At 74.7% G+C, this 10,220-nt stretch carries 9 protein-coding genes; 5 read left to right on the top strand and 4 right to left on the bottom strand.

Going from position 1 to position 10,220, the window contains the following annotated elements:
* Window positions 1-8: 8 nt before the first annotated feature.
* Genes AB2U05_RS29930 through AB2U05_RS29945 form a run of 4 tightly spaced genes read left to right on the top strand, consistent with a single transcriptional unit; the run spans window position 9 to window position 4,892 of the window.
* Window positions 9-1,796 (top strand): non-ribosomal peptide synthetase, encoded by a 1,788-nt coding sequence (locus AB2U05_RS29930; protein WP_369184794.1) that lies wholly within the window; start codon window positions 9-11, stop codon window positions 1,794-1,796.
* Complete coding sequence (locus AB2U05_RS29935) at window positions 1,793-2,518, top strand: thioesterase II family protein (protein ID WP_369184795.1); 726 nt, start codon at window positions 1,793-1,795, stop codon at window positions 2,516-2,518. Before AB2U05_RS29930 ends, AB2U05_RS29935 begins: the two co-directional genes overlap by 4 nt.
* Window positions 2,515-3,717: a cytochrome P450 gene (locus tag AB2U05_RS29940; RefSeq protein ID WP_369184796.1), complete on the top strand. Its 1,203-nt coding sequence runs from the start codon at window positions 2,515-2,517 to the stop codon at window positions 3,715-3,717. Before AB2U05_RS29935 ends, AB2U05_RS29940 begins: the two co-directional genes overlap by 4 nt.
* Window positions 3,714-4,892, top strand: a complete 1,179-nt coding sequence (locus AB2U05_RS29945; RefSeq protein WP_369184797.1) for a DUF711 family protein — start codon at window positions 3,714-3,716, stop codon at window positions 4,890-4,892. The genes AB2U05_RS29940 and AB2U05_RS29945 overlap by 4 nt, the downstream gene beginning before the upstream one ends.
* Before the next feature lie 49 nt (window positions 4,893-4,941).
* Here the strand turns inward: AB2U05_RS29945 and AB2U05_RS29950 are convergent, their stop codons facing one another.
* The 4 genes from AB2U05_RS29950 to AB2U05_RS29965 all read right to left on the bottom strand — a co-directional run bounded on the left by AB2U05_RS29950 (window position 4,942) and on the right by AB2U05_RS29965 (window position 7,696).
* Window positions 4,942-5,376, bottom strand: a complete 435-nt coding sequence (locus tag AB2U05_RS29950; RefSeq protein WP_045710139.1) for a lasso peptide biosynthesis B2 protein — start codon at window positions 5,374-5,376, stop codon at window positions 4,942-4,944.
* Entirely contained in the window at window positions 5,373-5,630 is a 258-nt protein-coding gene (locus AB2U05_RS29955; protein WP_045710138.1) for a lasso peptide biosynthesis PqqD family chaperone, read from the bottom strand. The genes AB2U05_RS29950 and AB2U05_RS29955 overlap by 4 nt, the downstream gene beginning before the upstream one ends.
* A 65-nt stretch (window positions 5,631-5,695) precedes the next feature.
* The gene (locus AB2U05_RS29960) at window positions 5,696-7,399 is read right to left on the bottom strand and encodes an asparagine synthase-related protein (protein WP_157882217.1); all 1,704 of its coding nucleotides are present in this window, start codon (window positions 7,397-7,399) and stop codon (window positions 5,696-5,698) included.
* 147 nt (window positions 7,400-7,546) lie between these two features.
* Window positions 7,547-7,696, bottom strand: a complete 150-nt coding sequence (locus AB2U05_RS29965; protein WP_107073100.1) for a keywimysin-related RiPP — start codon at window positions 7,694-7,696, stop codon at window positions 7,547-7,549.
* 584 nt (window positions 7,697-8,280) lie between these two features.
* On the opposite strand from AB2U05_RS29965, the gene AB2U05_RS29970 reads away from it, so the two are divergent.
* Window positions 8,281-9,747 carry an aldehyde dehydrogenase family protein gene (locus AB2U05_RS29970; protein ID WP_369184798.1) on the top strand — a complete coding sequence of 489 codons (1,467 nt, stop codon included), beginning with the start codon at window positions 8,281-8,283 and terminating at the stop codon, window positions 9,745-9,747.
* Window positions 9,748-10,220 lie beyond the last annotated feature (473 nt).

Consider the following 10,220-nt stretch of genomic DNA (forward strand, 5'->3'; position numbering starts at 1 on the left):
GAGAACTGGTGAGTAGGCCCGTGACGGACAGCCACGCGAGCGTGCCGCACATAGCGCACGCCAGGAGGGCACTCGAGTCCTGGGCGTCCGAGCACCCCGACCGCCCCGGCTTCGTCGGGACCGACGGCACGGGGCTGACCTGGGCGCAGATCGCCGCCTCCACGCGGACCCTGGCCGACCGCCTGGAGCGGGCCGGGGTCGGCGCGGGCGACCGGGTCGCCGTCATGGCGGGCCGCTCGCGCTACGGGCTCAGCAGCCTGCTGGCGATCTGGGCCAACGGCTCCTCGGCGGTGCTGCTCGACGAACGGCACCCGGCCGAGCGGCTGCGCTGGATCGTCGCGGACGCCGGGTGCAAGGTGCTCGTGACCTCCGAGCCCGACGACGCCGACCTCGGCCTCGCGCTGATCGGGACGGACGGCACGGAGGGCGCCGGCGCCGCGCCGGCCACCGACCTCGGGTGGGACGACTGGGCGGACACCGAGCGCCAGGCCGAGGCGTACGTCGTCTACACCTCGGGCACCACCGGCCGCCCCAAGGGCGTCCGGGTCGGCTCCGCCGCCCTGGGCAACCTCCTCGCCGAGGCCGCGACGCTCGGCTTCCGGCCCGGCAGCCGCGCCGTCGTGGCCGTCTCCCCGGGCTTCGACGGCTGGCTGTGGTCGGTGCTCACCCCCTTCGTCAACGGCGTCACCTGCGTCGCCGTCGACCCCGCGCTCGGCAACCTCGAACAGGCCCTGGCCGCACGGGAGATCGACAACCTCTGCCTGACCCCCTCGCTGTACGCCGCGCTCACCGAACTGCCCAGGGCCGAGGTCGCCGTGGTCGCCGGCGAGCGCTGCCCGGACGCCCTGGTCGACCGCCTGCGGGGGGCGGCCGACCGGGTGCTCAACGTGTACGGCCCGACCGAGGGCACCATCGCCGCCACCGTGGCCGACACCGCCCGCGGGGACGACCCCCGCACCATCGGCCGCCCGCTCGCCGGCTACACCGTCACCGTCGTCGACGCCGACCTGAACGAGCTCCCGGCCGGCGAGGCCGGCGAGCTGCTGATCGGCGGCGCCGGCGTCGCCCTCGGGTACGTCGACCCGCGCGCGCCCGGCGCCGAGCGCTTCGTCGAGCGCGGCGGCGCCCGGTACTTCCGCACCGGCGACCACGGGACGCTGCGCCCGGACGGACAGCTGAGCATCCTCGGCCGGGCCGACAACCAGGTCAAGATCGGCGGCTTCCGGATCGAGCTCGAGGAGCTGGAGAACATCGCCGGCGAGGAGCCCGGCATCGAGGGCGCGGTCGCCTACACCCGCGGCGAGCCGGCCACCCTGGCCATCGGCCTGCAGACCGCCGCCGGCCGGCCGCTCGACGAGGAACTGCGCGCCCGGCTCGCCGCCCGGTTCGCCGCCCGGCTGCCGCGCCAGCTCTGCCCCGCCCTGCTGCACCGGATCGCCGACATCCCGCTGGAGCCGACCGGCAAGGTCGCCCGGCACGCGGTGGCCGCGCTCGGCGAGGCCGCGCAGGCCGAACAGGACGAGCGGGCGGTGCGGGCCGCCGCGGGCGGGTCGGACGGTCCCGGCCGGGACGACCACGTCCTCGGCAGCGTCCTCGCGGCCTGGGGCGGCGCCTTCGGGCACGCCGTCGACCAGGACGCCGACTTCTTCGACATCGGCGGGCACTCCCTGCTCGCCGCCCAACTGGCCTCCCGCATCGAGACCGACCTCGGGGTGACCGTCACCATCAACGACGTCCTCACCGCCCGGACCCCCGGCGCACTCGCCCGGCGGATCGACGAAACGAGGGCGGCGTGAGCTACCTGCGCTCCTTCGCCCCCGCGGGCGAGGCCGCCGCCACGACCGTCGCGGTCTTCCCGCAGGCCGGCGCCGGCTGCCTGCGGCTGCGCGCGACCGCCCGGGAGATGCCCCCCGGTACCCACCTGATCGGCGTCCAACTCCCCGGTCGTGAGGACCGGTTGGAGGACCGGCCGGCCGCCGGCCTGGCCGAGGTGGTCGACCGCGTCGCCGCCGAACTGCGCGACGGCGCGCGGCGCGGCCCGCTGGTCCTGCTCGGCGTCAGCCTCGGCGCGCTCATCGCCTACGAGGTGGCGCGCCGGCTCGAAGCCGCCGGCACCGCGGCCCGCGCCCTGGTCGTCGTCGCGGCCCGGTCGCCCGAGCACTGGCGCACCTTCCCCGCCGCGAACCCGCCCGAGGACGAACTGGCCGCCCTGCTCCACCCGGCCGTCCGCGACACCGAACTCGCCCGGTACGCCGTCGACGCGCTGCGCGCGGACCTGCGGCTGATGGCCGGCTACCGGGACCCGGCCGAACCGCTGACCGGCACCCCGCTGCGCTCCGTCTCCGGACTGCGCGACACGGTCGTCACCGCCGAGCAGATGGCCCGGTGGCGCGAGCGGGCCGCCGACTACCGAGGACACCACGTGATCGACGCGGACCACCACGCGTTCATGGCGCCCGACACCCTGCTCCGGGCCCTCCCGGACGACGACCTGACCCGGCAGGCGGTGCGCGGATGACCGAGCAGCGTACGGCACCGGGCGGGACGGCGCCCGACCTGTTCGAGCCGGGGCTCTTCGCGGGCACCGGCTTCTACGAGCGCTTCGCCTGGTACCGGGCGAACGACCCCGTCTCCTGGCAGCACCCCGCCGGGGAGCCGGAGGGGTTCTGGAGCGTCACCCGCTACCACGACGTCGTCGCGGTGCACCGCGACACCACCCGGATGAGCTCCACCGGGGGCATGCGGCTCGGCTCCACCGAGCGCGCCGTCAGCGCCGTCGCGAACAAGATGCTGATCGTCGCCGACCCGCCCGACCACACCCGGATGAAGCGCGTGCTCATCCAGCCGTTCTCGAACGACGTGCTGTCCCGCGCCGAGCAGTACGTCGAGCAGGTCGTCGCCGACGTCGTCGAGACGGCCGTCCGCCGGCCCGGCCCGGACCTGATCGCGCAGCTCGAACGGATCCCGACCGACGTCATCTGCGCCATCATGGGCCTGCCCCGCGCCGACTGGGAGTGGATCGGCCGCAAGACCACCGACGCCTTCGAATCCCCCTCCGAGGTGCAGCGGATCACGGCGAACGGCGAGATCTTCAAGTACTTCAGCGACCTGGTGCGCGAGAACCGCCGCACGGGCGCCAACGCGTTCGTCAGCGGCCTCACCGCGCAGGACACCGGCGGCGCGCGGCTGACCGACGAGGAACTGGTCTTCAACTTCAGCGGCATCCTCGCCGGCGGCAACGAGACGACCCGGTTCACCCTGGCCGCACTCACCCTCCAACTCGTCGAGCAACCGGACCAGTTGGCGCGCGTCCTGAGCGGGGAGGCCGATCCGGCCGTCGCCACCGAGGAGGCGCTGCGCTGGTCCGTGCCCGGCATGCACGTCATGCGCACCGCCACCGAGGCGCTGCGCGTCGGCGGCGTCGAGGTCGAACCCGGCCAGCGCGTGGTCACCTGGATCGGCTCGGCCAACCGCGACGAGGAGGTGTTCGCCGAGCCGGACACCTTCGACGTCGGCCGCACCGAGAACCGCCACCTGAGCTTCGGCGCGGGCCGCCACATGTGCCTGGGCAGCCGGCTCGCGCGGCTGGAGGTCGCCGCGTACCTGCGGACCCTGCGCCGCCTGGTGCGCGCGATGACCCTGGAGGGCGAACCGCGCTACAACGGGTCGAACTTCACCTGGGGCCTCAACGAACTGCCGGTGGTGCTGCACGCATGACATCCGACCTCTCTCCGGTGCGCGCCGTGACCCTCTGCCTCCCCGACGAGGCGTTCCCGGGCGGCCGGGCCGACACCGTCGACACCGCGGCCATCGGCCGGTACGGCGAGCAGGCGCTGGCGATCGCCGGGGAACTCGCCGCCGCCGGGTACGAGGTGCAGACCGTGCGCCTGTCCGCCCCGGCGCTCGACGGGCCGCTCGGCCCCGACCGGCTCCGCGCCCGGGCCGCCGCGCTCACCGAGGCCTGCCGGCGCTCCGGCGTCGGCAGCGCCTCGCTCGGGGCCCTGCGGCCGTCCGCGCTGGCCGGGGTGACGCCCGCGGAGGTCGCGGAGGTGCTGGTCGCGCACCCGCTGCTGTTCCTCGCCGTCCTGGTCGCCGAGGACGGCCGGGTGGACCACGCCGCCGTCGCCTTCGGCGCGGCCGTGGTGCGCGAGCTGGCGAACCGCGACGGGGAGGCCAACTTCCGGTTCGCCGCCGTCGCCCACCTCGGCCCCAACGCCCCGCTGTTCCCCGGCTCGTACGGCGACGGCGGCGCCGCCGGGGTGAGCGTGGGGCTCCAGTCGGCGGGCCCGCTGCTGGCCCGGGCGCGGGCGGCCGGCGGGCCCGACCCGGTGGCCGCGACGGAGCTCACCAGGAGCTGCCTGGACGGGCAACTCGCCCCGCTGGCTGCCCTGTTGCGGCCCGCCTGCGAGCGCCGGGGTCTGCTGTTCCACGGCTTCGACCCGTCCCCGGCCTGCGCCCCGGACGCCAGCATCGCGGAGTTCCTGGAGGCGGTCGGCGGCATCCGCTTCGGCGCCCCCGGGACGGTGGCGGCCTGCGCCGCGGTCACGGCGGGCATCCGCTCGGTCGGCCAACCCACGGTCGGCTACGCGGGGTTGATGCTCCCCGTCCTGGAGGACCGGGTGCTCGCGCTGGCCTGGCAGGAGGGGCGCATCGACACCGACTCGGTGCTCGCGTACTCCTCGGTCTGCGGCGCCGGGCTGGACACCGTCCCGCTGCCGGCGACCACCGGTGACGACGAACTCGCCGCCGTCATCGGGGACATGGCGGCCCTGTCGGCCCGCTGGGAGAAGCCGCTGTCCGCCCGGCTGATGCTCGCACCGCCCGACGCCGACCCGCGCCGCACGCAGTTCCGGGCCGAGCAGATCATCAACATCGAGTACCCGGGCGGATAGCACTGCGGGGGACCGCCGGGCACCCCGGCGATCCCCCGCAGCACGCTTTTCAGGCCCGGTCGCCCGCCGGGCCGACGGTGAACAGGCTGCGGAAGTACGCGGGGTCCACGCCCTCGTCCACCATCCGCCCCTCGGCCTCCACCCAGGCGTGCGCGCCGAACGGCGGCCGGGCCCGGACGCCCACCACCCAGGTCGGCCAGGTGCCGCGGGCCCGGCAGAGCAGGATCGTCGCCAGCGAGCGCGGCAGGCAGCCCTCGAAGGCCGCGCAGCGCAGGCTGACCGTGACGACGGCGTTGCGGGCCGCCTCGGCCTCGGCGTAGGTCGCCGGGCGGGCGCCCTTGCTCAGCCTGGTCAGGAGGACGCGGATCCGGGCGGGCGGCTTGCGCGCGAGCAGCCGGGCCACGCCCACGGCCGTGCGGGCGGCGAGCTTGCGGCCGAGGGTGAGCCGCGTCGCGGCCCGGGCGGGGACCACCGAGTTGCTCACGCGGTCACCACCTTGAGCGCCGCGAGCTTGGCGACCAGCCGTTCGACGTCCTGCCGGGCCTGGTCCAGTCCGACGGCGAAGGCGGCCGTCAGCCGCTCGGCGGCCTGCTCGACGGTGCTGCCGTCCGCCAGCGCCCGGAACGCCGTGGCGGCGGTCCCGTTGAGCTGGTAGTACCGGCCGTCGCGGCCGTCCAGCAGCACGATGCCGTACTCGGTGTCGGCGGTGGACACGTCGGGGTGAAGGGTGAGGGCCATGCCGGTCTCTCTCGTCGTGGTCGGGCGCGGTGCGGCGGGCCGGCGGCAGCCGGCGGGGGAGGTGCTCAGGCGAGCCGGTCCCTGGCCCACAGCTCGACGCTCAGGGCGGCGAGCATCCGCACCCCGTGCGTGGTGGCCGTGTACGGGCGGCGGCTCAGCTCGCGCAGCGGGGCCGGGTCGACCAGCCCCAGCTCCGCCAGCCGGGAGGTCTGCCAGAGCGAGTCGAGTTCGAGCCGGTGCTTGGCGAAGCCCTCGGCGGCGATCATCGAGCCGTCCGCCTTGGTGCGCCGCTCCAGCATCCGCGGCGGCAGCACGCCGACCATGGCCCGCTTGATCAGCGGCTTCAACTCCCAGGGAGTGGCGCGGTCCTCCGGCCGGGCCGCGAGGCAGGCCGCGACCACCCGGTCGTCCAGGAACGGCGAGGAGCCCTGGTAGCCCGGCTGGGCGGACAGCTGGTGCATCGACCGGATCAGCAGCCCGGTGTCCTGGATCGTGACCAGGTCGCGGTGCCGACCGCGGCCGGGGTCGAGCGGCCGGGCCTGCTCGGCGGCGGCGCGCAGTTCGGCGAGGGCGGACTCCCTGGCCTCGGGGGTCAGCCAGTCGGGGAGGCCCATCGGGGCGTCCCAGTCGAAGACGTTGTTGCGGCGCCGGGCCCGGCCCGAGGCGAGCGCGTCCACCTCGGCCGTGAGCCAGGAGCGGTAGGAGCTGCCGTCCAGGAGGGTGCGCAGCGAGGCCCCGACGTCCATCCGGCTCAGTAGCCGGATGGTCCGCAGCCGCCGCAGGGCCTCCAGCGGCTGTCGGCGCAGCAGGCCGTGGTAGTAGGCGAAGGTGCCGGTCAGCATCTGGTCGCCGCCCAGGCCGTCCAGGTGCAGGGTGGAGCCGTGGCCGGTGGCGAGCTCGCGGGTGGCGTGCAGCCGGGGCGCGCTCAGCAGGGCGAGGTTGGGCTCGTCGGTGACCGCCCTGATGCCGGCCAGGCCTTCGAAGTTGCCGGGTATCTGGTGGCTGCCGAAGACGACGTGCCGGAGGTGGGGGAGTTCGGCGGCGGCGGTCTCGGCCCAGTACAGGTCGTCGTCGGCCTGGTCGTCGTTGGCCATGGTGAACCCGACGACCGGGGTCTCCTGCGCGGCCAGCGCGAGCAGGGAGGTGGAGTCGAGGCCGCCGGAGAAGTCGCCGGTCAGCCGGGTGGTCACGGCGAGCCGCGCGTCGACGGCACCGGTCAGCTCGGCGCGCAGCGCCGTCGCCGCGTCGTCGAGGGGCAGCTCGGGCCGCGGCGGCCGCCACCAGGTGTGCACCGAGGCGCCCCGGCCGTCGGCGGGCACCGACAGCCAGCTGCCGGGCGGTACGGTGTCGACGCCCCGCCAGACCGAGCGCTCGGACAGCGGGTGCGGCAGCGGTGCGAGCAGGCGCAGGGCGAGGACGCCCAAGTCGGCCTCGGAGCCGGTGAGTCGGGCCAGCAGGTCGGCCCGGTCGGCGGCGAGGGTGAGCCCGTCGAGGCGGGTGTGGCAGATCCGGCGCAGCCCGGAGGCGGTGCCCTGGATCCGCAGCCGTCCGCCCACCGAGGCGATCAGGTGGTAGCTGCCCGACCAGCGCAGCGACAGCTCGTCCAGCTGGGCCGGGTCGGTGATGCGGCGGGCCTGGGCGTCCAGGTCGGCCTGGGTGGCGGAGCAGATGCCCGCGACGGCGAGCAGGGTGTCCCCGGCCTCGGCCGTCAGGAACTGTCCGGGGACGATCCGGCCGGCCAGGAACGGCCGGCCGGATCGGTGCGACATGAGTGGGGTGGCATCCGGGGGGAGCCGGTCGGCAGCGGTGGCCGCGCTCTGTTGGTCCGGAAGGACCACGAAGTACTGCTCACCGAAATCCACCGGACCATCTCCCCCTCAACGGATCAGCGTGCCACCCTCACCCACGGCGCGGACCTACCACCAGCTGGTGTGCAGGGTCGGGAAGAACGGCTCGGCGCCGTGAAGGCCGAGCGCGCCGGTGTCCTCGGCGAAGGAACCGGCCTCGAAGACCTCGGGGGTCTCGTAGGCCTGGAGCTCCAGAGTCTCCACGGAGGTGTTCTCCATGACAATCTCCTTCCTCGTTGTGCGGAACACGTCAGGGCGGGACAGAGCGCTCGGAGAGCGTTCCTTGTCCGCGGGGATCGGCACTCGCGCCGGCCTGCGCCGGAACGGAACGGGGCGGCATCGACCCGATGTGCCCCGTACTGCCCGACCAGAACCGATGACTGACGTCGTGTCAGTCGATGGGAATTGCCTGGAGGACCGTGATCCACACCCCGTGACGGTCTCCCTGACGCAGTCCAGGACACTACCTACGCGATCTGTGCCGGGCAACCATCGGTCATGCCGGGCGAACCGGGGCGAAGCACGATCGGGAGGCGGGGGGCGGGAGGTCGCCCGGTGTCGCTGGCCGTTCGTGCAAATGCCCTGGTGAAAGCGATCTTGACGGTGCGTCGGACGGGATTTCGGGGCCGGATCCGCGTCGTCCGCGGGCGCGCGCCGGGCGGATCGGTCGACGCCGGGCGTCAACTTGCTGCGAAGACGAAGTGCCCGGCGTCAACTTGCTGTCGAGGTCGTAACGTTGACCGAGGCATGACGCTGAGTATCCACTACCAGCACGTTCTGGATTCGAGAGAGAGGGGCGGCCCATGCCGCTCGAACCGTCCATCAGCGACTTCTCCTACGACCTCAAGGAGCACTGGATCGGTGGCGCCTGGGCCACCTCGATCGCTCCGGCGGCCGACCGGGTGTTCAACCCGGCGGACGGCGGCGTCCTGGGCAGCGTCCCCCGGGGCGGCGCGGCGGACGCGCAGGCCGCGCTCGCCGCGGCGGCGGCGGCCCTGCCCGGCTGGATGGCGACGCCGCTCGGGGAGCGGTCGGCGGCCGTCCGGAGCTGGCTGGGCCTGGTCGAGGCCGACGCGGCGTTCCTCGCCGAGCTGGTCTCCCGGGAGGTGGGCACGCCGGTCGGCCTCAGCCGCATGGTGCAGGTGGGGCTGGCGCTCGACGTCGCCCGGGCGGCTCTGGACGCGGTGTCCGTCCTGGACGACCAGCGGCGCGGCAACTCCGTGATCCGCCGGGTCCCGGCCGGGGTGGTGGCGGCGATCATCCCCTGGAACGTGCCGTTGATCCTCACCCTGCAGAAGGTCGTGCCGGCGCTGCTGGCCGGCTGCGCGGTCGTGGTCAAGCCCAGCGAGCTGACGCCCCTGCACGCCGCGTACCTGGCGCGGCTGGCCGAGCGCAGCGAGCTGCCGGCGGGCGTGCTCAACATCGTCTTCGGCGACGGGCTCGGCGTCGGCGCGGCGCTGGCCTCCTCGCCGCTGACCGACCTGGTGTCGTTCACCGGTTCGGTGCGGGCGGGCCGTTCGGTGGCGGCGGCGGCCGCGGCCAACCTGACCCGGGTGCACCTGGAGCTCGGCGGCAAGAGCGCCTCCCTGGTGCTCGACGACGCCGACCTGACCCGGGCGGTGACGGCCTCCGTCGACCAGGCGATGTTCAACAGCGGCCAGGCGTGCCTGCAGTGGAGCCGGCTGGTCGTGCCGCGCGACCGGGTCGCCGAGGCGGAGGAGCTGGTGCGGACCCTCACCGCCGGGTACGTGGTGGGCGATCCGGCCGCGCCGGGCACCGACCTGGGCCCGCTGATCACCGCGGAGGCCAAGGCCCGGGTGGTGGCGGCCTGCGAGCGCGGGCTGGCCCAGGGCGCCCGCGCGGTGGTCCCGTACCGCGAGCTGGGCGGCCAGTTCGTGGCGCCGGTGGTGTTCGGCGACGTCACGGAGGACATGGACCTGGCGCAGGAGGAGATCTTCGGCCCGGTCGTGTCGATCATGGCCCACGACGGGGACGAGGACGCCGTCCGGCTGGCCAACTCCACCCGCTACGGGCTGCACGGCTCCGTCTGGTCGGCCGACGACGAGCGGGCCGGCGCGGTGGCGCGCCGGGTGCGGTCGGGCCAGCTGGAGGTCAACGGCGGCCCGATGAACCCGGCCGCCCCCTTCGGCGGCTTCGGCCACTCCGGCATCGGCCGCGAGTGCGGCGCCGAGGGCATCGACGCGTTCTGCGAGCTGCAGGCCCTGCACTACCCGGTGGAGGGCGGCCGCGCCATCCGTGCCCGGGGCTGACCCGGGCCCGCCCGTCCCCCCTCTGCTTGGTCGCGTGTTCGACGGACCCGGCGCCACCCGGCGCCGGGTCCTTTTCCTTGTCGATTCCGTGGACGACGCATCCGTCCAGGTGATCTTGGTGCCCGCCCGGCGCCGGGTCGGTGTAGGTTCCCGATTGGCCGGAATTCGCGGGCGCTTCGGAATGCCTTCACCTCCGGTATTCCGGCAGGCGTTCGAGTGTCGGTGAATTCGGCATTACGGGCGGCCTGGAATTGTGGCAGGAAGTGACGAAAGTGATTCCCGCGCCTCGGAATCGAACGTCCTTTCAGTGGTGAACGTCTTTTCGAAGGGGAATCGGACGCGTGGATGCGAGGGCCGCGACGGTGGGAACCGGGTTGGTGAGCTTGTCGGTTGATCGCATCTCCGCAGTTCCGGGCCCTCGCGTCGGCGGGCGCCGGCAGCCCCGGCGGAATTCGGATCCCCGCCGCGCCGTC

It is taken from the genome of Streptomyces sp. Y1 (assembly GCF_041053115.1).
Taxonomy (GTDB): domain Bacteria; phylum Actinomycetota; class Actinomycetes; order Streptomycetales; family Streptomycetaceae; genus Kitasatospora; species Kitasatospora rubellomurina.